The 25,296-nt window shown below is 61.8% G+C and carries 22 protein-coding genes; 12 read left to right on the top strand and 10 right to left on the bottom strand.

All coding sequences use genetic code 11. The features are described from left to right. Positions 1-65 precede the first annotated feature (65 nt). The 7 genes from PSH94_RS15945 to PSH94_RS15915 all read left to right on the top strand — a co-directional run bounded on the left by PSH94_RS15945 (position 66) and on the right by PSH94_RS15915 (position 9,276). The gene (locus tag PSH94_RS15945; RefSeq protein ID WP_253508393.1) at positions 66-1,586 is read left to right on the top strand and encodes an aldehyde dehydrogenase family protein; all 1,521 of its coding nucleotides are present in this window, start codon (positions 66-68) and stop codon (positions 1,584-1,586) included. Positions 1,587-2,047: 461 nt separating this feature from the next. After that, a complete protein-coding gene (gene pqqA, locus PSH94_RS15940) occupies positions 2,048-2,119 on the top strand; it encodes a pyrroloquinoline quinone precursor peptide PqqA (RefSeq protein WP_010209364.1) in 72 nt (23 codons plus the stop codon). Positions 2,120-2,246: 127 nt separating this feature from the next. Then, positions 2,247-3,410: an alcohol dehydrogenase-like regulatory protein ErcA gene (gene ercA, locus PSH94_RS15935; RefSeq protein WP_034098911.1), complete on the top strand. Its 1,164-nt coding sequence runs from the start codon at positions 2,247-2,249 to the stop codon at positions 3,408-3,410. Continuing rightward, the gene (locus PSH94_RS15930) at positions 3,394-4,764 is read left to right on the top strand and encodes a hybrid sensor histidine kinase/response regulator (protein ID WP_305435220.1); all 1,371 of its coding nucleotides are present in this window, start codon (positions 3,394-3,396) and stop codon (positions 4,762-4,764) included. Before ercA ends, PSH94_RS15930 begins: the two co-directional genes overlap by 17 nt. Before the next feature lie 77 nt (positions 4,765-4,841). Continuing rightward, entirely contained in the window at positions 4,842-6,305 is a 1,464-nt protein-coding gene (locus PSH94_RS15925; RefSeq protein WP_181081728.1) for a DASS family sodium-coupled anion symporter, read from the top strand. 185 nt (positions 6,306-6,490) lie between these two features. Next, the gene (locus PSH94_RS15920) at positions 6,491-8,137 is read left to right on the top strand and encodes an MFS transporter (protein ID WP_305435217.1); all 1,647 of its coding nucleotides are present in this window, start codon (positions 6,491-6,493) and stop codon (positions 8,135-8,137) included. Continuing rightward, positions 8,134-9,276: an HlyD family secretion protein gene (locus tag PSH94_RS15915; protein WP_181081730.1), complete on the top strand. Its 1,143-nt coding sequence runs from the start codon at positions 8,134-8,136 to the stop codon at positions 9,274-9,276. The genes PSH94_RS15920 and PSH94_RS15915 overlap by 4 nt, the downstream gene beginning before the upstream one ends. Before the next feature lie 10 nt (positions 9,277-9,286). Here the strand turns inward: PSH94_RS15915 and PSH94_RS15910 are convergent, their stop codons facing one another. The 6 genes from PSH94_RS15910 to copC all read right to left on the bottom strand — a co-directional run bounded on the left by PSH94_RS15910 (position 9,287) and on the right by copC (position 14,971). Continuing rightward, the gene (locus PSH94_RS15910) at positions 9,287-10,144 is read right to left on the bottom strand and encodes an aldose 1-epimerase (protein WP_253508381.1); all 858 of its coding nucleotides are present in this window, start codon (positions 10,142-10,144) and stop codon (positions 9,287-9,289) included. 116 nt (positions 10,145-10,260) lie between these two features. Continuing rightward, the gene (locus PSH94_RS15905; RefSeq protein ID WP_305435214.1) at positions 10,261-11,136 is read right to left on the bottom strand and encodes an SMP-30/gluconolactonase/LRE family protein; all 876 of its coding nucleotides are present in this window, start codon (positions 11,134-11,136) and stop codon (positions 10,261-10,263) included. A 25-nt stretch (positions 11,137-11,161) separates the two neighbouring features. Continuing rightward, positions 11,162-11,980, bottom strand: a complete 819-nt coding sequence (locus PSH94_RS15900; RefSeq protein ID WP_266247609.1) for an NAD(P)-dependent oxidoreductase — start codon at positions 11,978-11,980, stop codon at positions 11,162-11,164. A 194-nt stretch (positions 11,981-12,174) separates the two neighbouring features. After that, entirely contained in the window at positions 12,175-13,437 is a 1,263-nt protein-coding gene (locus PSH94_RS15895) for an OprD family porin (protein WP_266247611.1), read from the bottom strand. A gap of 307 nt (positions 13,438-13,744) precedes the next feature. After that, positions 13,745-14,602: a copper homeostasis membrane protein CopD gene (copD, locus tag PSH94_RS15890; protein WP_305435213.1), complete on the bottom strand. Its 858-nt coding sequence runs from the start codon at positions 14,600-14,602 to the stop codon at positions 13,745-13,747. Positions 14,603-14,605: 3 nt separating this feature from the next. Further along, complete coding sequence (copC, locus tag PSH94_RS15885) at positions 14,606-14,971, bottom strand: copper homeostasis periplasmic binding protein CopC (protein ID WP_181081736.1); 366 nt, start codon at positions 14,969-14,971, stop codon at positions 14,606-14,608. A 115-nt stretch (positions 14,972-15,086) separates the two neighbouring features. Here copC and PSH94_RS15880 point away from each other — a divergent pair, with 115 nt between their 5' ends. After that, positions 15,087-15,707: a TetR/AcrR family transcriptional regulator gene (locus PSH94_RS15880; protein WP_305435210.1), complete on the top strand. Its 621-nt coding sequence runs from the start codon at positions 15,087-15,089 to the stop codon at positions 15,705-15,707. Between the two features lie 117 nt (positions 15,708-15,824). On the opposite strand, the gene preA is transcribed toward PSH94_RS15880, so the two are convergent. The 3 genes from preA to hydA form a co-directional block, all read right to left on the bottom strand. Continuing rightward, the gene (preA, locus tag PSH94_RS15875; protein ID WP_181081738.1) at positions 15,825-17,099 is read right to left on the bottom strand and encodes an NAD-dependent dihydropyrimidine dehydrogenase subunit PreA; all 1,275 of its coding nucleotides are present in this window, start codon (positions 17,097-17,099) and stop codon (positions 15,825-15,827) included. After that, complete coding sequence (locus PSH94_RS15870; RefSeq protein ID WP_305437737.1) at positions 17,099-18,466, bottom strand: NAD(P)-dependent oxidoreductase; 1,368 nt, start codon at positions 18,464-18,466, stop codon at positions 17,099-17,101. The genes preA and PSH94_RS15870 overlap by 1 nt, the downstream gene beginning before the upstream one ends. A gap of 164 nt (positions 18,467-18,630) precedes the next feature. Further along, a complete protein-coding gene (gene hydA / locus PSH94_RS15865; protein WP_305435209.1) occupies positions 18,631-20,070 on the bottom strand; it encodes a dihydropyrimidinase in 1,440 nt (479 codons plus the stop codon). Positions 20,071-20,661: 591 nt separating this feature from the next. Here hydA and PSH94_RS15860 point away from each other — a divergent pair. Both PSH94_RS15860 and PSH94_RS15855 read left to right on the top strand, forming a co-directional pair. Next, the gene (locus PSH94_RS15860) at positions 20,662-22,143 is read left to right on the top strand and encodes an NCS1 family nucleobase:cation symporter-1 (RefSeq protein ID WP_305435207.1); all 1,482 of its coding nucleotides are present in this window, start codon (positions 20,662-20,664) and stop codon (positions 22,141-22,143) included. Positions 22,144-22,168: 25 nt separating this feature from the next. Continuing rightward, a complete protein-coding gene (locus tag PSH94_RS15855) occupies positions 22,169-23,437 on the top strand; it encodes a Zn-dependent hydrolase (protein WP_305435205.1) in 1,269 nt (422 codons plus the stop codon). A 61-nt stretch (positions 23,438-23,498) separates the two neighbouring features. Here the strand turns inward: PSH94_RS15855 and PSH94_RS15850 are convergent, their stop codons facing one another. Continuing rightward, positions 23,499-23,957 (bottom strand): transposase, encoded by a 459-nt coding sequence (locus tag PSH94_RS15850; RefSeq protein WP_253508363.1) that lies wholly within the window; start codon positions 23,955-23,957, stop codon positions 23,499-23,501. A gap of 364 nt (positions 23,958-24,321) precedes the next feature. Here PSH94_RS15850 and PSH94_RS15845 point away from each other — a divergent pair, with 364 nt between their 5' ends. Together PSH94_RS15845 and PSH94_RS15840 are read left to right on the top strand one after the other, a co-directional pair. Continuing rightward, positions 24,322-24,711, top strand: a complete 390-nt coding sequence (locus tag PSH94_RS15845) for a polymorphic toxin type 44 domain-containing protein (RefSeq protein ID WP_305435203.1) — start codon at positions 24,322-24,324, stop codon at positions 24,709-24,711. Beyond that, the gene (locus PSH94_RS15840; RefSeq protein ID WP_305435201.1) at positions 24,689-25,141 is read left to right on the top strand and encodes a hypothetical protein; all 453 of its coding nucleotides are present in this window, start codon (positions 24,689-24,691) and stop codon (positions 25,139-25,141) included. Before PSH94_RS15845 ends, PSH94_RS15840 begins: the two co-directional genes overlap by 23 nt. Positions 25,142-25,296 lie beyond the last annotated feature (155 nt).

Genomic DNA, 25,296 nt, shown 5'->3' with positions numbered 1-25,296 from the left:
GGGCACCTTACTATCGGGTGATCGCCTGTTGATCGACAGGCCCGGACCCAGACAGAGGCTTCAACATGATCTACGCACAACCTGGCACCCCTGGCGCCATCGTCAGCTTCAAGCAGCGCTATGGTAATTACATCGGCGGCGAGTTCGTCGCACCGCTCAACGGCGAGTACTTCACCAACACGTCGCCCGTCACCGGTGAAGTGATCGCCGAATTCCCGCGCTCCAGCGCCGCCGATATCGACAAGGCCCTGGACGCCGCCCATGCCGCCGCCGATGCCTGGGGCAAGACCTCGGCCCAGGACCGCGCCCTGGTGCTGCTGAAAATCGCCGACCGTATCGAGCACAACCTCGAAGTGCTGGCCGTGGCTGAAACCTGGGACAACGGCAAGGCCGTGCGCGAAACCCTCAACGCCGATGTGCCGCTGGCCGCCGACCATTTCCGCTATTTCGCCGGCTGCATCCGCGCCCAGGAAGGCGGCGCCGCCGAGATCAACGAACACACCGCCGCTTACCACTTCCACGAACCACTGGGCGTGGTCGGCCAGATCATTCCGTGGAACTTCCCGCTGCTGATGGCCGCGTGGAAACTCGCTCCGGCCCTGGCCGCCGGCAACTGCATCGTGCTCAAGCCGGCCGAGCAGACGCCGCTGTCGATCATGGTGTTTGCCGAGTTGATCAATGACCTGCTGCCACCGGGCGTGCTGAACATCGTCCAGGGCTTTGGCCGCGAAGCCGGGGAGGCGCTGGCCACCAGCAAGCGCATCGCCAAGATCGCCTTTACCGGCTCCACGCCGATTGGCGCGCACATCATGCATGCGGCCGCCGAGAACATCATCCCGTCCACCGTAGAGCTGGGTGGCAAGTCGCCGAATATCTTCTTTGAAGACATCATGCGTGCCGAACCCCAGTTCATCGAAAAAGCCGCCGAGGGCCTGGTGCTGGCGTTTTTCAACCAGGGCGAAGTGTGCACCTGCCCGTCGCGGGCGCTGGTGCAGGAGTCGATCTACGAGCCGTTCATGGCCGAGGTGATGAAGAAGATCGTCAAGATCAAGCGTGGCAATCCACTGGACACCGACACCATGGTCGGCGCCCAGGCGTCCGAGCAGCAATACGACAAGATCCTGTCCTACCTCAAGATTGCCCAGGAGGAGGGCGCCGAGCTGCTCACCGGCGGCGCGGCCGAGCACCTGGAGGGCGACCTGTCCAGCGGTTACTACATCCAGCCGACCCTGCTCAAGGGCCATAACAAGATGCGCGTGTTCCAGGAGGAAATCTTCGGCCCGGTGGTGGGCATCACCACGTTCAAGGACGAAGCCGAAGCCTTGGCCATCGCCAACGACAGCGAATTCGGCCTGGGCGCCGGGCTGTGGACCCGCGACATCAACCGTGCGTACCGCATGGGCCGGGCGATCAAGGCCGGTCGGGTGTGGACCAACTGCTATCACCTGTACCCGGCGCATGCGGCGTTCGGCGGCTACAAGAAGTCGGGCGTGGGGCGTGAGAACCACAAGATGATGCTGGACCACTACCAGCAGACCAAGAACCTGCTGGTGAGCTACGACATCAATCCGTTGGGGTTCTTCTGATTTTCTAATTGCAATGCGACCCAGTGTGGGAGGGGGGCTTGCCCCCGATGAGGGAGTGTCAGCTTAAACAGTTGTGACTGACACACCGCCATCGGGGGCAAGCCCCGATGCCAGTCAGTTAAGGAGGAACACTGGAACTGTGGTGAGCGGGCTTGCCCCGCGTTGGGCTGCGCAGCAGCCCCCAATAGGAGCGTCGCAGTATGCCAGGCAGCTCCGGGACTATGTTTTGGGGCTGCTTCGCAGCCCAACGCGGGGCAAGCCCGCTCGCCACAGGGTACTGGTTGCCCGTTCCGTCTCTTAACTGACCGGCATTGGGGCAAGCGCCATACCATAGTTTTGCTCCCTGTACATTCGCGACCAATGCACTGCGGTATTTACTTCGAAAGTAGCATTCGCACCCCCATCCCCCCATGCACTAATGCGTTTACCGGAATCTTCCGGCACAACAAGAGGACTCTCCCATGTGGACCAAACCCGCCTTCACCGACCTGCGTATCGGCTTTGAAGTGACCATGTACTTCGCCAGCCGTTGATTCAAACCCGGCCAGCCCAGTGCTGGCCGGTGCGCTATTGGGAATGACCCTTTGGTCTGATTGCAAACGCCTGCGGATCGGTTAGTGTGGAGCGCATCTTCTAAAAATAATAAGAACAGGCTTTCCAATGAGCCCCAACCTGAGCCTCCTGCGTAAATTCGTCTCGCCTGAAATCATCTTCGGTGCCGGTTGCCGGCATAACGTCGGCAACTACGCCAAAACCTTCGGTGCGCGCAAAGTACTGGTGGTCAGCGACCCCGGTGTGATCGCCGCCGGCTGGGTCGCCGACGTGGAAGCCAGCCTGCAGGCCATCGGCATCGACTACTGCCTGTACAGCGCGGTGTCGCCCAATCCGCGCGTGGAGGAGGTGATGCTCGGCGCCGAGGTGTACCGGGAAAACCATTGCGATGTGATCGTCGCCATCGGCGGTGGCAGCCCCATGGACTGCGGCAAGGCCATCGGCATTGTGGTGGCCCATGGGCGCAGCATTCTGGACTTCGAAGGCGTGGACACCATCCGCGTGCCCAGCCCGCCGCTGATCCTGATCCCGACCACCGCCGGTACCTCGGCGGATGTGTCGCAGTTCGTGATTATTTCCAACCAGCAGGAACGCATGAAGTTCTCCATCGTCAGCAAGGCGGTGGTGCCGGATGTGTCGCTGATCGACCCGGAAACCACCGCCAGCATGGACCCGTTCCTGTCCGCCTGCACCGGCATCGACGCATTGGTGCATGCCATCGAGGCGTTTGTGTCCACCGGCCATGGCCCGCTCACCGACCCCCATGCGTTGGAGGCCATGCGATTGATCAACGGCAACCTGGTGCAGATGATCGCCAACCCCACGGACATTGCCCTGCGCGAGAAGATCATGCTCGGCAGCATGCAGGCCGGGCTGGCGTTTTCCAATGCGATCCTTGGCGCGGTGCATGCCATGTCCCACAGCCTCGGCGGCTTTCTCGACCTGCCCCATGGCCTGTGCAACGCGGTGCTGGTCGAGCATGTGGTGGCGTTCAACTACAACTCGGCGCCGGAGCGCTTCAAGGTGATTGCCGAGACCTTCGGCATCGACTGCCGAGGCCTGAACCATCGGCAGATCTGTGGGCGGCTGGTGGAACACCTGATTGCGCTCAAGCACGCCATCGGCTTTCACGAAACCCTCGGCCTGCACGGTGTGCGGGTGGCGGATATTCCATTCCTGTCCCAGCATGCGATGCACGACCCGTGCATCCTCACCAACCCGCGCGAGTCGAGCCAGCGTGACGTTGAGGTTGTGTATGGCGAAGCTCTCTGACGACCAGCAGCGCGCTCTCGCCGGGTTGCTCGGGCTGGGCGACCAGTCGGCGCGCAAGAGCCATTACCCCGAACTGACAGCGCGCCTGGACGAACTGGAAGCCGAGCGGCGGCGCTATATCCGTCTCAACGATGAACTGGAACAGCGGGTGGCGGCGCGTACCGATGAGTTGCTGGAGGCCAACCGCAATCTGCAACAGCAGATCGCCCAGCGTGAACAGGTGGAACGGCAACTGCGCGACGCCCGCGACGCCGCCGAGGCCGCCAACCGCAGCAAGGACAAATACCTCGCCGCCGCCAGCCACGACCTGCTGCAACCGCTGAACGCCGCGCGCCTGCTGATCGCCACCCTGCGCGAGCGGGCATTGCCCAGTGTCGAGCAGGTACTGGTGGAGCGCACCCATCAGGCCTTGGAAGGCGCCGAGGACTTACTCACGGATCTGCTCGATATCTCGCGACTCGACCAGGCGGCGGTCAAGCCGGACGTGGCGGTGTATCGCCTGGAGGAACTGTTTGCGCCTTTGGTCTCGGAGTTCCAGTCGGTGGCCCAGGCGGCGGGGCTGAACCTGCGTGCGCGCACCGGCGGTTATGCGATTCATACCGACCTGCGCCTGCTGACGCGGATCCTGCGTAACTTCCTCAGCAACGCCTGCCGCTACACCGATGAAGGTTGCATTCTGCTCGGCGCCCGCCGCCGTGGCGATTGCCTGCGCCTGGAAGTGTGGGACACCGGGCGCGGGATCGCCGCCGACCGGCTGGAGGCGATCTTCCTGGAGTTCAACCAGCTCGACGTCGGCCGCGCGTCGGAGCGCAAGGGCGTGGGCCTGGGGCTGGCGATTGTCGAGCGCATCGCCGAGATCCTCGGCTACCCGGTGGCCGTGCGTTCATGGCCGGGGCGCGGCTCGATGTTCAGCATCGAGGTGCCCATCAGCGCAGAGATGCCGCCCGCGATCAGCCAGTTGCCGACCCTGCCCAGCACCGGCAACCCGCTGCCGGGGCGGCGTTTGCTGGTGATCGACAACGAGATCAGTATCCTCGACAGCATGCGCGCGCTGCTGGGCCAATGGGGCTGCGACGTGGTCACCGCCACCGACCAGGCCGGCGCAGTGCTGGCGCTGCAGGGCAGGGCGCCGGAGTTGATCCTGGCCGACTATCACCTCGACCACGGGGTGGTGGGCTGCCTGGTGGTCAAGCAACTGCGCGAGCATTTCGGTCACAAGATCCCCGCCGTGATCATCACCGCCGACCGCACCGACCAATGCCGCCGCGCGCTGCGCAGGCTGGATGCGCCGCTGCTGAACAAACCGGTCAAGCCTGGGAAGCTGCGTGCCGTGCTCAGCCAGTTGCTGGCTTAGAAGCTTGATACCTGTCAACACGTCGCAGCCGGCGTTGCGGCAAGCTTAAGGCCTGACCCGGAGGCCTGGAGTACGCCATGAACGCCGCACCTTTCAAACTGCCCATGGGCCTGGTGGTCGCCGTGCTGGCGCTGGCCGGCGTGCTGCTGTTGCCGCTGCCCGCCGACCTGCCGGTGGCCGGCCAGCGTATGTTGGCGATCCTTGCGTTTGCCGTGGTGGTGTGGATCACCGAGGCGGTGTCCTATGAAGCCAGCGCGATCATGATCACTTCGCTCATGGCATTTCTGCTCGGCACGGCACCCTCGCTGCAGGACCCCGCGCACCTGATTGGCTCCAGCCCGGCCATCGGCATGGCGCTCACCGGCTTCGCCAACCCGGCGCTGGCGCTGGTGGCGGGGGCCTTGTTCATCGCGGCGGCCATGACCCACACCGGCCTGGACCGGCGCATCGCCCTGGTGACGTTGAGCCGCATCGGTACCAGCACCCGGCGCATCCTGCTGGGGGCGATTGCGGTGACGATCCTGCTCAGCCTGGTGGTGCCCAGCGCCACGGCGCGCAGTGCCTGTGTGGTGCCGATCATGATGGGCGTGATCGCCGCCTTCGGCGTGGACAAGCGCTCGAATATCGCCGCCGGGATCATGATTGTGGTGGCCCAGGGCACCAGCATCTGGAACGTCGGCATCCAGACCGCCGCAGCACAGAACCTGCTCACCGTCGGCTTTATGGACAAGATGCTCGGCCAGCGCGTGTCGTGGCTCGACTGGCTGATCGCCGGCGCGCCGTGGGCGCTGATCATGTCGGCAGTGTTGCTGTTGCTGGTGCTCAAGCTGCTGCCGCCGGAAACCGACAGCATCCCCGGCGGCAAGGAAGCGGTGGCCCAGTCCCTGGTGGACATCGGCCCCACGACCGGCCCACAGAAACGCTTGCTGGCGGTGTCGGTGCTGCTGCTGTTGGCATGGGCCACGGAAGGGCGCCTGCATCCTTTCGACACCACCTCGACCACCTACGCCGGGTTGGTGTTCCTGCTGCTGCCGGGCATCGGCGTGATGACCTGGAAAGATGTGCAGTCGCGCATTCCGTGGGGTACGGTGATCGTGTTCGGCGTGGGTATCAGCCTGGGTACGGCGCTGCTGACCACCCAGGCCGGGCAGTGGCTGGGGGCTGCGGTGGTGGCCCACACAGGATTGGATCAGGTCGGGCCGCTGGGGGTGTTCGCGATACTGGGTGCGTTCCTGATCCTGATTCACCTGGGGTTTGCCAGCGCCACGGCGTTGACCTCGGCGCTGTTGCCGATCCTGATTGCGGTGCTGCAGACCCTGCCCGGCGAATTCAACCGCTTGGGCATGACCCTGTTGCTTGGGTTTGTGATGAGCTACGGGTTTATCCTGCCGATCAACGCGCCGCAGAACATGGTGTGCCTGGGCACCGGAACGTTTACCGCGCGACAGTTTGCCAAGGTGGGGATTCTGGTGACGTTGATCGGGTATGGGTTGATGTGGGTGCTGGCGGCGACTTACTGGAGTTGGCTCGGTTGGATTTGATTTGACGTTTGCCTCTGGCTGCACCTGAGATCAAATGGGGGAGGGGGCTTGCCCCTCCCACTTTCTGACCCTACCCACTTCAGGCATCCATTCCACCCCAAGATGGCAAGATGAACTCCGCTCAGGTTTACTGTTCTCTGAGTAGAGGTATTACCGACGCCCCCGTCGGTCATCTAGGTCATTGAATGGACAAATACACCCCCCGCACCTGGCAACCCCACGAACGCCCGAGCCTGCCCGGTTCGCCGTCGACGCCATTGCACCCCACCTATAAGCGCTGGCTGTTCGCGATGGTCGGCGTGCTGGTGGCGATCACCGGTGGGCTGGGCAATTCGTTGGTGATCGCCAACCTGCAATACCTGCAAGGCGCACTCGGTGCGACCACCGCGGAAATGGCCTGGCTGCCTGCCGCCTATGTAATGACCAACGTGTGCATGAACCTGCTGCTGGTGAAGTTTCGCCAGCAGTTCGGTCTGCGTGCCTTTACCGAAGTATTTCTGGTGCTGTACGCGCTGGTGACCTTCGGCCATCTGTTCGTCAACGACCTTAACTCGGCCATCGCCGTGCGGGCGGCCCATGGCATGGTCGGCGCGGCGCTGAGTTCGTTGGGGTTGTACTACATGATCCAGGCGTTCCCGGCCAAGTGGCGCATGAAAGCCCTGGTGCTGGGGTTGGGCACCGCGCAATTGGCGCTGCCGCTGGCGCGATTGTTCTCCGAGGATTTGCTGCAGATCGCTGAATGGCGCGGCTTGTATCTGTTCGAATTGGGCCTGGCGCTGATCTGCCTGGGTTGCGTGTTTCTGCTCAAACTGCCACCCGGTGACCGTTTCAAGACCTTTGAAAAACTCGATTTCCTCACCTTTGCGATCCTCGCCAGCGGCGTAGCGCTGCTGTGTGCGGTGCTGTCCCTGGGGCGTATCGACTGGTGGCTGGAAGCGCCGTGGATCGGCATCGCCTCGGCTTGCTCGCTCGTGCTGATCATGGCCGGCCTGGCCATCGAACATAATCGCGCCAACCCGCTGCTGATGACGCGCTGGCTGGGCAGCGGTGTGATGATCCGCCTGGCGCTGGCGGTGGTGTTGATTCGCATGGTGTTGTCCGAGCAGTCCACCGGCGCGGTGGGTTTTATGCAGGTGCTCAATATGAGCTACGAGCAGATGCACACCCTGTATGTGGTGATGCTGGCCGGGGCGATCAGCGGGCTGGTGGTCAGTTCGTTGACGATCAATCCGGCGCATCTGTTGATGCCGCTGATCATCTCCCTGGCGCTGATGGCTACGGGGTCGGTGATGGACAGCTTTTCCAACAACCTGACCCGGCCGCAGAACCTGTATGTCAGCCAGTTCCTGCTCGGCTTTGGCGGTACGTTCTTTCTGGGGCCGACCATGGTGCTGGGGACCAGGAACGTGCTGACCAACCCGCGCAACCTGGTGAGTTTTTCGGTAATGTTCGGCATCTGCCAAAACCTCGGCGGCCTGATTGGCGCGGCGTTGCTTGGCACTTTCCAGGTGGTGCGCGAGAAGTATCACTCCAGCATGATCGTCGAGCACCTGACCCTGCTCGACCCTCGTGTGGCAGCGCGCGTGCAGAGCGGCGGTTCGGCCTATGGCGGGCTGGTCGCCGACCCGGAACTGCGCAACCTCATGGGCATTCGCAGCCTGGCAACGGCGGCCACCCGTGAGGCGAATGTGATGGCCTACAACGATGTGTTCATGCTGATCGCGATCATCGCCATCCTGACCATGTTGTGGATCTTCATCCGCAGCCTGTGGCTGATGAGTACAACCAAGGCAGCAACCCCTCCCGTTCAATCCAGCGGCGTTACTTCATGACTGAAACAACGACTACCACCAACGCCATCGCCTCCACCCCCGAAGGCACCACCCCCTCGGGTGCGACCGTGAATGAACCGCGCTCGCTGCGGGTGCGCATCCTGTCATCCCTGGGCTTTGCCGCGATTGCCATCGTCGGTGTGTTGATTGTGCTGTACGCCTGGCAATTGCCGCCGTTCAGCAGCGCGGTGGAAACCACTGAAAATGCCCTGGTACGCGGCCAGGTCACGATCATTGGCCCGCAGCTCAGCGGCTATGTGTTCGAGGTGCCGGTGCAGGACTTTCAGTACGTCAAGGCCGGCGATCTGCTGGTGCGCCTGGACGACCGCATTTATAAGCAGCGCCTCGATCAGGCGCTGGCGCAACTGGCGGTGCAGAAGGCCGCGCTGGCCAATGTAGTGCAGCAGCGCAACAGCGCCGAAGCCACGATCAAACTGCGTCAGGCAGCCTTGGCGGACAGCCAGGCCCAGGCGCGCAAAAGCACCGCCGACCTGCGGCGTAACCAGGAGCTGATCAGCGATGGCTCGGTGTCCAAGCGCGAGCTGGACGTCACCCGCGCAGCAAATGCCCAGACCCAGGCGGCAGTGGCCCAGGCCCAGGCCAGCCTGGAAATCGCCCGGCAGGATCTGCAAACGGTGATCGTCAACCGCGGCTCCCTTGAGGCCGCGGTGGCCAGTGCCGAGGCGGCGGTGGAGCTGGCGCGGATCGACCTGTCCAATACCCGCATTACCGCACCGCGTGACGGCCAATTAGGGCAGATCGGCGTGCGCCTGGGCGCCTACGTCAACTCCGGCGCGCAGTTGATGGCGCTGGTGCCGAAGCAGTTGTGGGTGATCGCCAATATGAAAGAAACCCAGATGGACAATGTGCAGGTCGGCCAGCCGGTGACCTTTACCGTGGATGCGCTGAACCACCGCAGGTTTCACGGCACGGTGCAGCATATTTCCCCAGCCACCGGTTCCGAGTTCAGCCTGTTGCAGGCCGACAATGCCACCGGCAATTTTGTGAAGATTGCCCAGCGCGTGCCGGTGCGGATTACCGTCGACCCGGATCAGGCCGAGAGCGAACGGTTGCGGCCGGGGTTGTCGGTGGTGGTGAGTATCGACACCGCCGGCCGCCTGAAAAACAGCCCGCCCTGAAGGATTGCGGTCAATGCGGGAGGTATTTCAGGGTGAAATCGAGGTGGGTTGATTGGCCCTGTTCCAGCAGCTTCAGCCCCGGCCTGCCCGGCAGGTGATGGGCATTGACCGGATGGCTTACCGGTTCGATGCAAAAGAAGCCGAGCCCCGGCGGGCAGTACAGCAGGAAGTAATCGGCGCCGATGGCCCGGCACTCCAGGGCATAGCCCAGCTCCGGCTGTTCGATCCGGCAGGCCCCATCCCACTGGCAGAAGCCATTGTCCACGAGGCCATCCGGCAGGTTTTTCAATATGTGGAAATCCCAGGCATCCGGAATCGTCGCCAACGCTGTCGGTAACTTGCTCGCGTCGCTCAGCCATACCTGCGCCGCCCTGGCCTGCAATTGCGTGCCGGCCCGGCGCGGAAAGTAGGGGTGCAACCCCAACCCATGCCACGCCGCCTTTTCGGCCAGATGGGTCACGCACAATTGAATGCTCAGTTCGCCGTTATTCAAGCGAAACCGTTGCTCGGCGCGATAGGCGAAGGGCGTTTGGCACAACACCTCCAACACTGCCTCAGTCGTCGTTTGGCTGACCACTTGCCACGCCTGCTGCCAGGCCGAACCATGAATCGCAAAGGGGTCGGTAAGGCTGTTGGGCGTCAGGGCCAGCCAGCCGTCGGGGTTCTCAAAACCGCCTTCGGCGATGCGGTTGGACCACGGCACCAGCGGGTAGCAGCCAAGCTTGCCGGGCAGCCCGGTGTTCAGTGCCTGCTGGTCGCTATGCCGTAACAGCGGCTGGCCGGTGGCGCGCACGCACCAGTTGACGAGGCTGCCGCCCACGGCAGGGTTCAGAGTGAGGTGAGTCACATGGTCTTCAAGTTCAAGCATGATCACTCCGCTGAGCGCTCCCACGCTCTACGTGGAAGCGCTGCCTTGGATGCTGTTGGATCGTGACGCGCAGCGTCACAGGATGCATGCCCACACAGGCGCGCAGGAAGAATCAGTCAGAGGGTGAAGGTGGGCTCCGGCAGGCCGGTCACCCCGGGGTTGAGGGCGAATACGCCGCCGGCGAGCGACTGCGGGCCCTGGTCATCACGGATCGAGGTGACGAACAAGGTGTCCAGGCGACTGCCGCCAAACGCGCACATGCTGGGCTTTTTCACCGGTACGCTCAAGGAGCGATCGAGGCGGCCGTCGGGGGTGAAACGGTGGATCAGCCCGGCGTCGTTGGCGCAGATCCAGTAACAGCCGTCGGCGTCCACGGCGGCGCCGTCGGGACGGCCGAGGTGGTTGTGCATGTCGACGAACTCGCGGCGGTTGGACGGTGTGCCGGTGTCGAGGTCGTAATCAAAAGCCCAGATCTGTTGCACCAACGGGTGCGAATCCGAGACGTACATCGTGCGGCCGTCGGGGCTGAAGGCCAGGCCGTTCAGCGTGATAAAGCCTTCCAGCTGAGCATGCGGCGCGGAACCTGACGCATAGCGGTAAAGGATGCCCTCGGCCGCATTCAGGCCCATGTCCATTACCATGCTGCCGGCCCAGAAGCGCCCCTGGCGATCACAGCGGCCATCGTTCAGGCGCATGTCCGTGCGCGGGTGCTCGACACCGGCCAGGAGCGTGGCGTCGAGGCTTGCGTCGTTATGCGGGGTGAGTTGGAAAAACCCGGTTTCCATGCCGGCGACCCAATTGCCCGCGTCGGTGCGGGCGATGCAGGCGAGCATCTGCGGGGCTTTCCACGCAGCCAGGTGGCCGGTGGCGGCGCTCCAGCGCTGCAGGCCGCCGTTGGGGATATCCACCCAATACAGGGCGTTTTCCTCGGGTACCCACACCGGGCATTCGCCCACGGCGTTGCGGGCGTCGACGATCAATTCAGCAGTCATGGCCACTTCCTGGGTTGGTGAACGCTCAATCGCCAAACGGCCCGGCCGCGCAGAACGCGCCGCCCTGATACACCTTGGCCGGGTCGTTGTCAGCCACCGGCGGCTGGGCTTCGACCTGGGCGCGGAACACTTCGGAGTTGTCCTTGGGTACGAAGCCCAGGTGCGCGGCGTAGCGGTTATCCCACCAGGTGTCGAGGTTGTCCGACATACCGTAGACCACGGTGTGGCCGACGTTGGGCGTGTACAGGGCGCGTTCGAGCAGTTGGGTCAGGTCATCGAAGCTCAACCAGGTGTGCATCATCCGGCGATTCTGCGGCTCGGGGAACGAGGAGCCGATGCGGATGCTGACGGTCTCGATGCCGTAGCGATCGAAGTAGAAACTCGCCATGTCTTCGCCGTAGGACTTGGACAGGCCATAGTAGCTGTCCGGGCGGCGCGGGGAGCGGGCGTCGATTTTTTCGTCCTGCTTGTAGAAGCCGATCACATGGTTGGAGCTGGCGAAGATCACCCGTTTGACGCCATGGCGGCGCGCGGCTTCGTAGATATGGAAAACCCCGCAGATATTCGCTCCGAGAATCTCCTCGAACGGGCGCTCCACCGACACGCCGCCAAAGTGCAGGATTGCGTCGACGCCTTCCACCAGGTGATGCACGGCTTGTTTGTCCGAAAGATCGCACGGCTGCACTTCTTCCTGGGCATTGGCGGCGGGGGCCATCTCGGCGATATCCGACAGGCGCAGTACGTGGGCGTAGGGGCGCAGGCGTTCGCGCAGGACTTTGCCCAGGCCGCCGGCGGCCCCGGTGAGCAGCAGGCGATGGAAGGGAGTTGGGGTGATGGTGGTCATGAGCATTCCAGATTTTTGTTGTAGGTTGTCGTATGACTATGTCGAAGTATTGTTACGGAGCTCCGGGTTGTCAACGTCGATTCGGCTCGCCGCGACAGCGGTGGGTCAGCTAAGGAAACATCGGCTGACCCGGCCTCATCGGCGGCAAGCCCCCTCCCACATGAGTTGGGCGTCAGTGTCAGGTTGTGCAATCTTTAGAGCAGCGAGATCGGGTAGCTGATGAATATCCGGTTCTCATCGAACTCGTTGGTGCTGAAATCCCGACGCATCGTCGAGTTGCGCCATTTCACGTTGAGGTTTTTCAGCGCGCCGCTCTGCACGGTGTAGGCCAGTTCCGATTCGCGGCCCCATTCCTTGCCGTCAGTGATCGTTCCGGTGTGCACGTTGCTGCCGCTGATGTAGCGGTTCATCAAGGTCAGGCCGGGTACGCCGAGCACCGCGAAGTTGAAGTCGTGACGCAGTTGCCAGGATTTTTCCTTGGCGTTGTCGTAGCTGGAGTTGTAGCTGTCGTTGGCCAGGGTGCCGCCGCTGGTGCCGTTGACGCGCATCCACACGCTGTCGCCGCTGAGTTTCTGCAGGCCCACGTAGAACGTGTTGCCGCCGTACTTGGCCGAGAGCAGGGCAAACGCGGTTTTGTTATCGAGGTCGCCGGCCAGTGCACTGCCGTCCTCTTTGCCGTTGAAAAAACCGAGGTTGGCGCCCAGGGTCCAGTCGCCCACCGGTTGGCTGTGGATGAGGTTGACGTACTGCTGCTGGTAGATATCGCTGAGCTCGGCGTACCACAGGCCGACCTGGGTGCGTTTGTCGTTGAAGGTGTATTCACCGCCGCCGAAGTTGAAACGGTCGGACTTGAACGCCGTTTTGCCGTTCATGAACATGTCTTCCATGCTCGCGTCGTTGCGCGGGCTGTTGCCGCGAAATTGCCCGCCGTAGAGGGTCAGGCCCGCGATTTCATTGGACGTGACCTGGCCGCCGCGGAAGGTTTGCGGCAGTGAGCGGCCATCGTCGGAGCGCAGGATCGGCAGCACCGGCATCCATTCGCCGACTTTCAATTCAGTCTTCGACAACTTGGTTTTCAGCGCCACGCCCAGGCGTCCGAAGTTGTCGGCGGGGCGGCCGTCGTCGTGGATCGGCAACAACTGGGTGCCGCCGGTGCCTTTACCGCCATCGAGTTTCTGCGAGTACAGCCCCAGCACGTCAATCCCGAAGCCAACGGTGCCTTGGGTGTAACCGGACTTGGCGTCGAGAATGAAGTTCTGCGTCCACTCTTCAGCCTTGCCCTGGGCGTTGCCTGGGTTAGTGAAGTTACGGTTGAAATAGGCGTTGCGCAGGTTGAGGGTGGCCTTGGCGTCGTCGACAAAGCCGTCGGCATGCGCGGCGAAGGGCAGGGTGATGGCCAGGCTGCCGAGGCCGACCAGGCCCAGGCGTGCGCAGGAATTGCGGGCGAGTTGACTCACAGTGACGCTCCATTCTTTTGTTGTTTTTATTAGATGTCATACGTCGTCGTACAACATTGGCGCGGATATTTGCGAGAAATTCTCGGAGTGTCAAGCAGAAGTCATACGATGACTAAGGTGCGCGAGGTTAATTTGAGAGGGGGCGGCACGGGTATCAGTGAAAACATCCCTTGAGGCTCTTGTGGTGAGCCTGCTCACCACAGGGCAGGCCTGCTCCCCACAGAGTTATGTGTCGGCCTCTAAGACCTGTGTAGATACCTATGGCTATCGCAGGCAAGTCGAATCGTCGCACCGCCCCTCCCACATTTCAGCCAGCCAGGACCATCGGAGGCAAGGTGCCCAGCACCGAAACGGCCGCTACCGCACAAACACCGAGCAGCCACTCCAGCATCACGCTGCCTTTCAAACTGGCCAAGCGCTGTTCGTCGCTACCCAGGCGCAGCCGGTTCAGCAGGGCCAAGCCCAACATGCCCAGCACCAGCATCACCTTGATCAATAGAATCAAGGCAAAACCACTGAACAACGGCGTGGGCCACAGTTGCCCGGTGAGGACACGTACGTTGATCAACCCGCTCACCAGCAACGCCGCAACCAGGCCATAGCCGACGCCGCTGAAACGCCTGAGGACCGGCTCCAGCCGGTAACGCGGCGCTTGCCTGAAGATCAGCACCAGCAACAGCAACCCGCCCAGCCACGCGCCGACACACACCAGGTGCACCACTTGGTTGAGGATCAGCAGGCGTCCGCTCGTCCCGTCCAGCATAGCGCCGTGCCCCACCGGGGCCAGAGTGGCCAGCAACAGTGCCAGCAGCGGCAGGCGCAGCGCCGGCCAGGGTTTGACCAGGGCGATCACCAGCAGCAGGTTCAGCAACAGGTGCCAGACCCACACCTGGCCGAAGAACGTCTTGCTCAGCACCAGGCGTACGGTGTTCGGCTGCAGTGCTGCGTCCCAGCCGCCGGCCATGCTCGCGGTGATCAGCAGCAACCAGGCCGCGCCGGACGCCAGGCCGATCCAGGCCAGCCCACGGGTGAGGCGCAGCAAGGTGCGGTCCAACGCCGGCTGTGTATCGCCGCCCAGCAGCCAGGGCCTGAAGGCCCAGGCTCCGAACATCAGCAGCACGACGATAAAATGCACGAAGCGGCACAGCACCAGCAGGGTTGCCATCGCTTATTGGCCGACCTTGAAGCGATAAGTGCCTTCGCTTTTGTGGGTGTCGACGGAGACCGCATGCCACTCGACGGTGTAAGTGCCGGCTGCCAGCGGCGCGGCCGGTGTGACCACCAGGACTTTTTTGTCGGCGTCCGGGGTTTCCAGGCCTTTGATAGCGACTTCGGTGCCGTCCTTGCTCAGGGACACCTTGGTGAAGGTGGCCTCGACGCCTTCGCTGAAAGTCAGACGCAGGTCTTTGGGTGCGGTGACGGTACTGTCCTGCGCCGGGGTGGCGCTTTTCAGGTGGGCATGGGCAAATGCCGCCGAAGCGCCCAGCAGGGACGCGAGCAGGGCAACGGTGGTCAGGGCTTGCTTGATCAACATTGTGCAATACCAATCAATGGGGAAGAGCGGGCAGTGTACGAAGTTTCGACTGTGCCTGTCGCCCCGATCTAGAGCGGTGGTAGTCTTTGGTTTATGTCTTTGTCAGGGAGCCCATATGGGCAATCACAAGAGTGGCATTCGCCGAGCCAACGTCGAAAAAATCCTGCTGGCGGCGGAGAAAGTCTTCGCCGAGAAAGGCTATGGCAGCACCGCCATGGCCGACATCGCGGAACAAGCGCAACTGCCGCGCTCCAACCTGCATTACTACTTCACCACCAAGAGCGAGCTGTACAGCGCGGTGCTGTTCGATCTGCTGGACCTGTGGAAACAGGATGCCCTGAGTTTTGAAACCTTCGATGACCCACGGGTGGTGCTCAGCAGCTACATCCGCGCCAAGATGCAGCGTTCACGCACACGGCCGTACGGCTCGAAAGTCTGGGCCAACGAAATCATCCACGGCGCGCCGACCCTGGGTGAGGCGCTCGACGAAAGCCTGTACGACTGGGCCAAGATGAAGGAAGCGAAAATTCGCCAGTGGGTGGAAGACAAACGCATCCTGCCGGTGGAACCGTCGAGCCTGCTGTATATGATCTGGGCATCGACCCAGCACTACGCCGACTTTGATTACCAGGTGACGATTTTGAATGATCACCAGCCGTTGTCGGATATGCAGTTCGAGAAGGCGATCCAGACGGTGACCAGTGTGATTCTGCGGGGGATTGGGTTGGAGCCTTGAGTATCGTGGTGGGGCTTGGGGCCTCATCGGGGCAAGCCCCCTCCCACACTTGACCGCATTCATTCAGACAGACTCGGTCGAATGTGGAAGGGGCTGCCCCCGATGAGGCCTGAAGGGCTACACCGCCTCCCTGTACGGATTCCTCGGATCCTGCGTCCAATTCAAAAACGGCTTGCCCGTGTCGATGGGCACCATCTCGATGCAATCGGCCACCGGGCAGGTGATCTGGCACAGGTTGCAGCCCACGCATTCATCATCGATCACTTCGTATTTATGCGTGCCGTCCGCTTGTTTCAGGCTGGCGATGGCCTGGTGCGAGGTATCCTCACAGGCAATATGGCAACGCCCACAGCCAATGCACGCCTCTTGGTCGATCTTGGCGATCACCTGGTAGTTGATGTCCAGGTACTTCCAGTCCGTGGTATTGCCCACCGCGCGGCCGGAAAACGCTTGCAGGCTCTGGTAGCCATGACTGTCCATCCAGCGCGACAGCCCGTCCTTCATCTCTTCGACGATGCGAAACCCATGCAGCATCGCCGCCGTGCACACCTGCACCGCGCCGCAACCGAGGGCGACGAATTCGGCGGCGTCGCGCCAGGTGCCGATGCCGCCGATCCCGCAGATCGGCAAGCCTTGGGTCTGCGGGTCGCGGGCAATTTCAGCGACCATGTTCAGGGCGATCGGCTTGACCGCCGAACCGCAATAACCGCCGTGGGTGCTCTGGGTGCCAACCGTCGGCAGCGCGACCATACGCTCCAGGTCGACGCTGGTGATGGAGTTGATGGTGTTGATCAGCGACACCGCATCCGCCCCGCCCCGATACGCCGCGCGTGCCGCCACGCGGATGTCGGTGATATTCGGCGTGAGCTTGACGATCACCGGCAGCGAGCAATAGGTCTTGCACCAGCGCGTCACCTGTTCCACGTACTCCGGCACCTGGCCCACCGCCGCGCCCATGCCGCGTTCGGGCATGCCGTGGGGGCAGCCGAAGTTGAGCTCGATACCGTCGCAGCCGGTGGCTTCCACCAGGGGCAGGATGTTTTTCCACGACTCTTCAACGCAAGGCACCATCAGCGACACGATCAGCGCGCGGTCGGGCCAGTCCTTTTTCACCTGGGTGATTTCCCGCAGGTTGATCTCCAGGGAGCGGTCGGTGATCAGCTCGATGTTGTTGATGCCCAGCACTTCACGGTTGGCGCCATAGTGCGCCGAGTAACGCGAGGATACGTTGACCGCCGCCGGGTCCTCGCCGAGGGTTTTCCACACCACGCCGCCCCAGCCGGCTTCAAAAGCCCGGACCACGTTGTAGGCCTTGTCGGTGGGCGGCGCGGAGGCCAGCCAGAACGGGTTGGGGGCTTTGATACCGGCGAAGACAATCGAGAGATCGGCCATTACGCAGCCTCCACATTCAGCATGAGTTGGGCGTGCATGGCCTGGGCGGCCAGCTTGCCATGTTGTACCGCCTGCACGGTAAGGTCCTGGCCGAGGCTGACGCAGTCGCCGCCGGCGTAGACGCCTGGAATGCTGGTGCGCAGGTGCTCGTCGACGAAAATCCGCTCGCCCACGCGGTGCAGTTGCTGGGCCAGTGGGTCGTGCAACGCCTCGTTATCGAAGCCTTGGCCAATGGCCTTGAATATCGCATCGGCGGCCAGTTCGAAGGTTTCTCCCGTGGCACTCAGACGTCCGTTTTCCATGCGTGTGCGAGCAAAGCGCATGCCGCGAACGTGGCCCTTATCGTCGAGCAACACCTCTTCAGGCTGAGCCCAGGTCAGCAGACGTACCTGGTTGGCCTTGGCGATGTCCTGCTCATGGTGGGTGGCGCCCATATCGGCCAGGCCACGGCGGTAGACGAGGTTGACATCGCGGGCACCGAGGCGGGCCATCTGCACGGCCATGTCGATGGCGGTGTTGCCGGCGCCGAGCACGATGCAGCGGTCGGCCAGCGGCAGTTGGGTCAGGTCATCGGCCTGGCGCAGTTCGCGGATATAGTCGGTGGCGGCGAGCAGGCCGGGGGCGTCCTCATGGGGTAGACCGAGTTGCTTGCTGGCGGCCAGGCCCAGGCCGAGAAACACTGAATCGAATTGCTGGTGCAGTTCGCTCAGGGTCAGGTTGTCGCCCAGGCGCTGGCCGTGGCGGATTTCGATGCCGCCGATCTGCAGCAGGAACTCCAGCTCCTTCTGGGCGAAGTCATCCACCAGTTTGTATTTGGCGATCCCGTATTCATTCAGGCCGCCGGCCTTTTCCCGCGCTTCGAAAATCACCACGTCGTGGCCGTGCAGCGCCGCGCGATGGGCGCAGGCCAGGCCGGCGGGCCCGGCGCCGACCACGGCGATGCGTTTGCCGGTGGGCGCGGCGCGTTGGAACGGGTGTTCGCTGAAGTGGGCATTGTCGACCGCATAGCGCTGCAACAGGCCAATCAGCACTGGCGCACATTCTTCGGCGTTATTACGGACACAGGCCTGCTGGCACAGGATTTCGGTGGGGCAGACCCGCGCACAGCTGCCGCCGAGGATGTTGGCCGAGAGGATTTTCTGCGCGGCGCCCTGCACGTTATCGGTGTGGATATTGCGGATGAACGAGGGGATATCGATCTCGCTGGGGCATGCATTCACGCACGGCGCGTCGTAGCAATACAGGCAGCGTGAGGCTTCCAGTTGGGCCTGGCGGGCGTTGAGAGGCGGTGCCAGGTCGGTGAAATGGCTGGCGAGGGTTGCGCCATCTTCTACGGGATGGGGGAGGTGGGTCAGGGTCTGGATCACGGTGGTGGCCTCACGGTTATTGAGGTTCTGCCTCTGATGGGCGATCGTTCCCATGCTCTGCGTGGGAATGCCTCACTGGACGCTCTGCGTCCGCTCTTGGCACGCGGAGCGTCCCTGGCTGCATTCCCACGCAGAGCGTGGGAACGATCATGTGCGCTGTATGTTCAGCGCTTCACAGCAATTGGCCTGGAATGCTCGGCCCGCTTGCTCAACTGATCGAACACCGCCGGATACGCCGGCCGCTCCACATAGCGCCCGGCCCCGCGCTCGGCGCGCAGGTCGCCATCGGCCCAGACCAGCTTGCCCTGGCTGATGGTGTGGCTCGGCACGCCGCGCACGGTCTTGCCTTCGAAGATGTTGAAGTCGACCTGCTGGTGGTGGGTCTTGGCGGAAATGGTACGTGTGCCCTGCGGGTCCCACAGCACCAGGTCGGCATCGGCACCCACGCGGATCGCACCTTTGCGGGGGTAGAGGTTGAAGATCTTCGCGGTGTTGGTGGAGGTCAGCGCAACGAAGTCCTGCACGGATAAGCGGCCGGTGTTGACCCCTTCATCCCATAGCAGTGCCATGCGGTCTTCGATCCCGGCGGTGCCGTTGGGGATCTTGCTGAAGTCGTCGCGCCCGGCGGCTTTTTGCTCGGCGCAGAAGCAGCAGTGGTCGGTGGCGGTGGTGTGCAGGTTACCCGATTGCAGGCCGTGCCAAAGCGCCTCCTGGTGCCCGCGCGGACGGAACGGTGGGCTCATCACATAGCCGGCTGCAGTCTGCCAGTCGGGGTGCTGATAGACGCTGTCGTCCAGCAGCAGATGGCCGGCGAGCACTTCGCCGTACACCGGCTGGCCCTTGCCACGGGCATAGGTGATCTCATCCAGGGCTTCTCGGGTGGACACATGCACCAGGTACAGTGGCGTGCCGATGGTTTCGGCGATTCGGATCGCCCGGCTGGCCGCTTCGCCTTCCACCTGGGACGGCCGCGACAGCGGGTGCGCTTCCGGGCCGGTGATGCCCTGGGCCATCAGCTTGCGTTGCAGGTGGTACACCAGCTCGCCGTTTTCCGCATGCACGGTGGGCACCGCGCCCAGTTCCAGACAGCGTTCGAAGCTGGCGACCAGGGTGTCGTCCGCCGCCATGATCGCGTTCTTGTAGGCCATGAAGTGCTTGAAGCTGTTGATACCGTGGTGGCTGACCAGCTCGGCCATTTCCTCGCGCACCTGTTCGCTCCACCAGGTGATCGCGACATGGAAACCGTAGTCGGCCGCCGATTTTTCCGCCCAGCCGCGCCACTGATGGAAGGCTTCCAGTAACGACTGCTGCGGGTTGGGAATCACGAAATCGATGATCGATGTGGTGCCGCCGGCCAAACCCGCCGCCGTGCCGCTGAAAAAATCTTCGCTGGCCACGGTGCCCATGAAGGGCAGTTGCATATGGGTGTGGGGGTCGATGCCGCCGGGCATCAAGTATTGGCCACTGCCGTCGAGCACTTCGGTGCCGACAGGAATGTCCAGGTCCATGCCAATAGCGCGAACTAGACCGCCTGCGCATAAAACATCGGCGCGGTAACTTTCATCATGGGTAATTACGGTGGCGCCACGGATCAACAGCGACATGTCGAATTCCTCACAGGCTTGACCGGCTTGTGCCAGTTCTAAGTGTTGTAATGCTGCGTTCCCATCTCAGGTTTATTCCTGACATCGGTGACAGGAATAGAAACTAGCCCGAGTTTTCCGATTGGGCAAGCGTATTTTTTATAAGCTTATTCAAGATATAACCTATTGAAAATAAACTAAAAAATGTTGGAATCACCAAAATGTAGCGGGCGTTCACCATTTTGACGCACTTGACAGGTTTGCAAATTGAGCAACATTTCTTATTGCAAATCAGGTGCTTGAGATATGCCGCTTGACGGGAGTGAAAAATGAAAATAATTGTGTTGCACCAGATTGAGTCCGACCGGTTCAGGCAACTTGCTTAATGCCCCGGCTGAACCCAGCAACAAGTAACCCGGATTCAATCTGAAAGTTGATTAACATCAGCAAGTTATATAAGCGGTGAGGGCATGGCGGCGGTTAACGGCACGAATATTGAGTGCAGTGGCGGCTGGCCGGGCCTGTGATGTCATGTTGTTTACGAGGTACTCCGGCCATCTCCTGCGTTGCAGGGGGTGAGCAACAATAATTCGAAAAAACCGTGGAGCGGCCATGCAACAGAACAGATCGCAAGTCATTGAGCGCAACGGCCTGTACGAACTCGACGCCGGCCCCGACGTCCTCGACAGCCCTCGCTACAACCACGACATGGCACCGACCAAGGTGCATGAACGAACCTGGAACAAATGGCATATCACCGCGCTGTGGGTCGGCATGTCGATCTGTGTGCCCACCTATACGCTGGGCGGTGTGCTTACCGCGTATTTCGGCTTGTCGGTGGGGGAGGCGCTGATTGCGATTCTGCTGGCCAATATCGTGGTGTTGCTGCCGCTGACCCTCAACGCGTTTCCCGGCACGAAGTACGGTATTCCGTTTCCGGTGCTGCTGCGCTCCTCGTTCGGTATTCTCGGTTCCAACGTGCCGTGCCTGATTCGCGCCCTGGTGGCGTGCGGCTGGTTCGGCATCCAGACGATGTTCGGCGGGTTGGCGATCCACCTGTTTTTGGGCTCGATTTTCGAAGGCTGGAAGTCCCTGGGCGGCACCGGCGAGGTGATCGGGTTCATGATTTTCTGGTGCCTGAATTTGTGGGTCGTGCTGCGCGGCGCCGAGTCGATCAAGCGCCTGGAAACCCTGTCGGCGCCCTTGCTGGTGGCGGTGGGCATCGGTCTGCTGGTGTGGGCGATGCCGAATGTGTCGATCAGCGAGCTGATGGCGATCCCGCCCAAGCGGCCCGAAGGCGCGAGCCTCACCGGTTATTTCATGGCGGGCCTGACCGCCATGGTCGGTTTTTGGGCCACCTTGTCGCTGAACATTCCCGACTTCAGCCGCTACGCCAGGAGCCAGAAGGACCAGATCCTCGGGCAGATTTTCGGCCTGCCGCTGACCATGTTTCTGTTCGCCGCCCTCGGCGTGATCATGACCGCCGCCTCGGTAAAACTGGTGGGCGTGAGCGTGTCCGACCCCGTCACCCTCATCGGCCATATCCAAAGCCCGGTATGGGTTGCCGTCGCGATGGCGCTGATCATCATCGCCACGCTCTCCACCAACACGGCGGCCAATATTGTCTCGCCCACCAACGACTTCCAGAACATCGCGCCCAAGCTGATCAACCGCACCACCGCAGTGATCCTCACCGGCCTGGTTGGGCTGGCGCTGATGGCGCATGAACTGCTCAAGAAACTCGGCCTGATTGTCTCGGATGTGAGCCTGGAGACGGTGTATTCCAATTGGCTGCTGGGCTATTCGAGCCTGTTGGGGCCGATCGCCGGAATCATGGTGGTGGACTACTTCATCACCCGCAGGCAGCAGCTGGACCTGGCCGGCCTGTACCGCGACGACGTCTACCCGGCGTGGAACTGGAGCGGGTTTATCGCCTTTGGTGTGCCGGTGGTGCTGACCTTGCTGTCCCTGAGCAGCGATGCGTTCAGCTGGTTTTACAGTTACGGCTGGTTTACCGGTTCGGCGTTGGGCGGGCTGTTGTATTACGGCCTGAACGCCAGGCGCGCAGCCAGCCCGATCGTTGTCAATTCATAAGAAATACAAGCCTGAGGAGACCCCCATGAACGCTGCCCTCGACGTTCTGCAATCGAGCCACCCGCACATCAACCGCGACCGCTTGTGGCAGTCGCTGATGGACCTGGCAAAACTCGGTGCCACGCCCAAGGGCGGCGTGTGTCGGCTGGCCCTTACCGACCTCGATCGCAAGGCTCGCGATCTGTTCGTGCAGTGGTGTGAAGAGGCTGGCTGTACGGTGAGCGTCGACGGCATCGGCAACATTTTTGCCCGCCGCGCCGGGCGCAACCCTGACCTGCCGCCGGTGATGACCGGCAGCCACATTGATACCCAGCCCACCGGCGGCAAGTTCGATGGCTGCTTCGGTGTGCTGGCCGGCGTGGAAGTGCTGCGTACGCTGAACGACCTCAAAATCGAAACCGAGGCACCCCTGGAAGTGGTGGTGTGGACCAACGAGGAGGGCTCGCGTTTTCCGCCGTGCATGATGGGCTCCGGGGTGTTCGCCGAGAAATTCACCCTCGCCGATACCCTGGCCAAGGTCGATGCGGACGGGGTCAGCGTGGGCGATGCGTTGAATGCAATTGGCTACGCGGGAACCCGGCCTGAAAGTGGGCATAGGGTCGGTGCGTATTTCGAGGCGCATATCGAACAAGGGCCAATTCTGGAGGATGAGAAAAAGACCATTGGCGTGGTGCTCGGCGCGTTGGGGCAAAAGCGGTTCGACCTGAAACTGCGTGGCGTCGAAGCCCATGCCGGGCCGACGCCGATGCACCTGCGCAAGGACGCCCTGGTCGGCGCGGCGGCGGTCGTGGCAGCGGTGAATACGGCGGCGCTGGGGCATCAACCCCACGCCTGCGGAACGGTCGGTTGCCTGCAGGCCTATCCGGGCTCACGCAACGTCATCCCCGGCGAAGTGCGCATGACCCTGGACTTCCGGCACCTGGAACCGGCGCGCTTGGATTCGATGATTGCCCAGGTGCGCCAAGTGATCGAAGTCACCTGTGCCAAACACGGATTGAGTTTCGAGATGGAACCCACCGCCGATTTCCCGCCGTTGTACTTCGACAAAGGCTGCGTCGAGGCGGTGCGTAACGCGGCGAACGGCCTGGGTCTGTCGAACATGGACATCGTCAGCGGGGCGGGGCACGACGCAATTTTCATCGCGGAGTTGGGGCCGGCAGGCATGATCTTTGTGCCGTGTGAAGGCGGCATCAGCCACAACGAAATCGAAAACGCCGCGCCGGATGACCTGGCGGCGGGGTGTGCGGTGTTGTTGCGTGCGATGGTGGCGGCCTCTGCTGCACTCGCCGCCTGAACGTGTGATTAACAATATGGGAGGGCGCTTGCTCCCTCCCATATTTGGGCGGTGTTTGACGTTAAACCCAGATGGCATCCCAGAGTGGGTAGTCGCCAATCCGTTCGACCAAACCCGCACGCAATGGATTAGCCACCACATACCGAGCCATTTTCACCAAATCATCTTCCTCGCGCAGGGCCCGGTCATGAAAGCTCTGCTGCCACAGCCGGCCCTTGCGACCACTCACACCATTGACGGATCGCGTGCTCTTGGACTTCACCTGCCGCATCAGGTCCGCCAGCGAGCCTTTGCGTAGCTCGATCAGCCAATGAAAATGGTCCGGCATGATCACCCATGCCAAAGAGTTGGCCAGCCCTTGGTACTGGGCTAACCGAAATTGCCAGACCACCAGGCGACCGAGGTGGAAATGGCTGAATAGCGGTGTGCGTTCGTGAGTGTTGGTGGTGATGAGGTAGATGCGGCCTTGCTCGCTGAAGCGGCCGATGCGCAGGCGGTGTGAAGCGGGTAGATCTGCCATTCCCTGGCCCTCTTTAGATGTGCTTAGAGAGGCTAGATTGGAGAGCAGGAGGTTGAGCGGCAGGCTTTTGGCAGGATGTGTCTGGACGGCCGCCATCGGGGGCAAGCCCCCTCCCACATTGGCTCAGCGGCGCTTATACATTATGTGTCTGACGCAGGATCAGTGTGGGAGGGGGCTTGCCCCCGATGAGGCCAGAACTGACGCTGCCGCAACCTCATTGCACTTGGAAGTATCTTGCTTTGAGGCTGTGGTGTAAGGCATGTCTTACTCCTTCGTACGAATCCTCTTTTGCTCTTCTCCTCGCTCATAATCTTGGCTATCCGGTGTTAGGTTCTGCCGCTCAAAAACCTAATGCAGAGGAAGCATGCAATGGCGAACCCTATGCCCCCGCAAGGTGTATCGGTTGACGAAAATATGGCCACCCGCTTTTCATAAAAAGAATGTACTGAAAGCCGGTTCAGCGTTTATGTATTCTTGGCTTTATACTCAGGTCCGCAATCGCGGCCCGTGGGACTACAAGCAAATTTCCAAAGAATATGAAGCGTTTGGAAACTTTCACTATGGCGCCGTGGGGATTGCCGCGGGTTTCAGCGAAGAAGTGCTTTTACGTGCAGCGGGACTTGCTCAAACCAGGGCGGGTACGGATAAACCCGAGTTTGGTCGTTGGTGGGGGGATGCGCCTTTCGGTGACGATCCAGTGGACCAATATTGGATCAAGAAAGGAATCAGGTATGCCAGGTTCAGGAACTACTAGAAAGTCGCTTTATTCAACGGTCACAACGATCTTGCTGGCGCTTTGCTTGGTGTATATCGCTGGTGATTGGCTGCTTTCGCCGGGCCGTCCGCAATTGACGGAGGTTGTACTCCGTGTGCCGATCAGTGATGACGCTTCGATCTATGGCGTCAAGGATGATCGCGGAGGGGCCACTGTGCCGTTCAGTTACCGATATTACGTTTACCGCACCTTGGGAGCCGATAGTGAAATATTGGCTTTATTGAAAGATGCCAATCCGTTTCTAGTTACGCGTGACGGGGCGGTAAAAGTTGATGTCGAGAGCCGTTCGATTATGGTTTCGGTGTCGGGGGATGTATCCGACTATCACAGCAGTACCCTGTATCGGCATGCCAATGGTAGTGATTACACAGTGGTGAGTGTTTTTCTTAATAGTCGGCCAGAGGGCTGAAATATGCGGTGGATCAGTCAGTGATGATTGACTGAATCACCGCAATCGGGGGCAAGCCCCCTCCCACATTGGCTCAGCGACGCTTATACATTATGTGTCTGACGCAGGACCCGTGTGGGAGGGGGCTCAGCTACGGATAAACTGGCTGTTCCACC

Origin of the sequence: Pseudomonas sp. FP2254 (genome assembly GCF_030687695.1) — a bacterium.
Taxonomy (GTDB): Bacteria; Pseudomonadota; Gammaproteobacteria; order Pseudomonadales; family Pseudomonadaceae; genus Aquipseudomonas; species Aquipseudomonas quebecensis.
Note: the sequence above shows the minus strand (reverse complement) of the source record. Positions and strands in the feature narration are given on the sequence as shown.

Coding starts and splice junctions, on each gene's coding strand:
- PSH94_RS15945 (WP_253508393.1), top strand. CDS start 66: ATGATCTACGCACAACCTGGCACCCCTGGCGCCATCGTCAGCTTCAAG.
- copC (WP_181081736.1), bottom strand. CDS start 14,971: ATGTTGATCAAGCAAGCCCTGACCACCGTTGCCCTGCTCGCGTCCCTG.
- PSH94_RS15845 (WP_305435203.1), top strand. CDS start 24,322: ATGCAATGGCGAACCCTATGCCCCCGCAAGGTGTATCGGTTGACGAAA.
- hydA (WP_305435209.1), bottom strand. CDS start 20,070: ATGTCGCTGTTGATCCGTGGCGCCACCGTAATTACCCATGATGAAAGT.
- PSH94_RS15850 (WP_253508363.1), bottom strand. CDS start 23,957: ATGGCAGATCTACCCGCTTCACACCGCCTGCGCATCGGCCGCTTCAGC.
- PSH94_RS15880 (WP_305435210.1), top strand. CDS start 15,087: ATGGGCAATCACAAGAGTGGCATTCGCCGAGCCAACGTCGAAAAAATC.
- PSH94_RS15855 (WP_305435205.1), top strand. CDS start 22,169: ATGAACGCTGCCCTCGACGTTCTGCAATCGAGCCACCCGCACATCAAC.
- PSH94_RS15860 (WP_305435207.1), top strand. CDS start 20,662: ATGCAACAGAACAGATCGCAAGTCATTGAGCGCAACGGCCTGTACGAA.
- copD (WP_305435213.1), bottom strand. CDS start 14,602: ATGGCAACCCTGCTGGTGCTGTGCCGCTTCGTGCATTTTATCGTCGTG.
- PSH94_RS15920 (WP_305435217.1), top strand. CDS start 6,491: ATGGACAAATACACCCCCCGCACCTGGCAACCCCACGAACGCCCGAGC.
- PSH94_RS15915 (WP_181081730.1), top strand. CDS start 8,134: ATGACTGAAACAACGACTACCACCAACGCCATCGCCTCCACCCCCGAA.
- PSH94_RS15905 (WP_305435214.1), bottom strand. CDS start 11,136: ATGACTGCTGAATTGATCGTCGACGCCCGCAACGCCGTGGGCGAATGC.
- PSH94_RS15840 (WP_305435201.1), top strand. CDS start 24,689: ATGCCAGGTTCAGGAACTACTAGAAAGTCGCTTTATTCAACGGTCACA.
- preA (WP_181081738.1), bottom strand. CDS start 17,099: ATGGCCGATCTCTCGATTGTCTTCGCCGGTATCAAAGCCCCCAACCCG.
- PSH94_RS15910 (WP_253508381.1), bottom strand. CDS start 10,144: ATGCTTGAACTTGAAGACCATGTGACTCACCTCACTCTGAACCCTGCC.
- PSH94_RS15930 (WP_305435220.1), top strand. CDS start 3,394: ATGGCGAAGCTCTCTGACGACCAGCAGCGCGCTCTCGCCGGGTTGCTC.
- ercA (WP_034098911.1), top strand. CDS start 2,247: ATGAGCCCCAACCTGAGCCTCCTGCGTAAATTCGTCTCGCCTGAAATC.
- PSH94_RS15925 (WP_181081728.1), top strand. CDS start 4,842: ATGAACGCCGCACCTTTCAAACTGCCCATGGGCCTGGTGGTCGCCGTG.
- PSH94_RS15900 (WP_266247609.1), bottom strand. CDS start 11,980: ATGACCACCATCACCCCAACTCCCTTCCATCGCCTGCTGCTCACCGGG.